The 1,654-nt window shown below is 58.3% G+C and carries 1 protein-coding gene; it reads right to left on the reverse strand.

Going from position 1 to position 1,654, the window contains the following annotated elements; all coding sequences use genetic code 11:
• The coding region (locus tag Q0216_RS00430; protein WP_298591967.1) for an ATP-binding protein at positions 1-1,571 on the reverse strand (1,571 nt) is incomplete at its 3' end.
• Positions 1,572-1,654: the final 83 nt, after the last annotated feature.

A 1,654-nucleotide genomic window follows, 5' to 3' on the forward strand; every position in this document is an offset into this window, starting at 1 on the left:
GGGACAATCAGCTTCGCATCCACAAGACTGCGCAGGTCATTCGTAATGGAAGTACGTGAAGCGCCCCGACCCCAATGCTCCTGGATAAACGCCGCGGAAACCGCCTCACCCTGTGCGCGCAGGCCACGCACAATGCCGGCCTGGCGTTCACTGAGGCCCTCAAGCGACGCGTCGGCTCCCGCCGGTTCGACGGTGTCGACTGAATGTTTGCCCTTGGGATGGGCTGCTTGCTGAGTCTTATCCTCAGGCGCGGTCTTCTGTTCCGTAGAAGACACACCCTGCGGGGGTTGCATCAGAGTGACCTGCACATAGAGCAGCCGGTCAGCAAACTGGGGGGCGGGCAGACCCGCATCCTTCAGCGCGCGCAGAACCGTGGGAATACCGGAAGCCCTATTCTCTGCAATCAAACGCCCCGTCCCCGGGTCGGGCAGGTCAGTCAGAATGCTCGCCAGGTAGCTATTGCGGGTTGAAGAAACACCGGGCTGACCGAAATCTCGGATAGTCACAGCACCATAAATACCACCCGGGCTACGCACCACCAGACGGTTGGTGTAGAGCTCAACCTGCACCTGCGAACCGCGCGCACCGGGCGAGTAGTCGCGGTGCATGAGGGCGTTGACCAGGAGCTCGCGGATAGCCTCCAGCGGATACTCGTAACGCTCAACCCGCCCGATACCGCTGCTGTTGAGGCCCTCCATCGTGGACGTTTTGCGCATATTGCGAACCAAAACGCCCATAGCTTCATCCAACATGGAGGGGATAGGCCCGGTGCAGCTGTGATTGTCGAGGAAACGTCGACCGTCTTCGGTGACCTCACCAAGCTCTTCACCGGGAAGAACAACAACGCTCATCATCAGCTGCGGGAAGAACGCCTGCGGGTATGAACCCATGGCGAGAAGCGCTCCAAGAGTGGGCACTTCTCGGCCTTCAGAATCGATGCGTAGAATGCGTGCCTGCAGAAGAACCTCACGGTCAGAAAGCGCCGCAAAAACACGAGGCTGCTCCTCGCGCAGGCGAGCGACATAGGCGCTCACAAGGGTGGGGGAGAGGTCTTTGAAGCTTGCCTCACTAATCAGCTCCTCGTCGTAGCGGGGCTGACTGCGGTTCTCTAGGAGGCGGTCAATCTCGTACTTAGTGAGGCGAATATCGGCCTCGCCAACACGCTGGTAGGAACCGTTATACATGCCGTGCGCTTCGATGTAGTAGGGCTTCTGCGTCGGGTCGCCGGGGAGCACATCGATGCGCACAATACGGTGCTGGCCCTCTGCCACCTCAATATCTACCGCCTCAATGTGAATATCTACCGGGGGTCGAGGCGTGATCTTGGAACGGATTGCCTCAACGGATGCGTCATGGACTGCCTGCGCGTTGAAACCTTCAACCGGCTGTAGACCTTCTGCCGGGTCGGTGAGGCCAAGAAGAATGGTGCCGCCGTCTCCATTGGCGAAGGCGCTAACGGTTTCAAGAACAGACTTGGGGAACCCGCCAGCTGCAGCTTTGACTTCTACCTGTCCGTTTTCAGCCTGGCTACGGCGTAGGTTTTCGATGAGTTCGGCGGTGTTAGTTTCCATGCATACTCCCGAGGGCTACTTCTTGGTGAACGTCATAGCAACGTCATAACAGCATCATAACAATTTCTGTCATGATGTTGTTA

The organism is uncultured Rothia sp. (assembly GCF_937976295.1).
Classification (GTDB): domain Bacteria; phylum Actinomycetota; class Actinomycetes; order Actinomycetales; family Micrococcaceae; genus Rothia.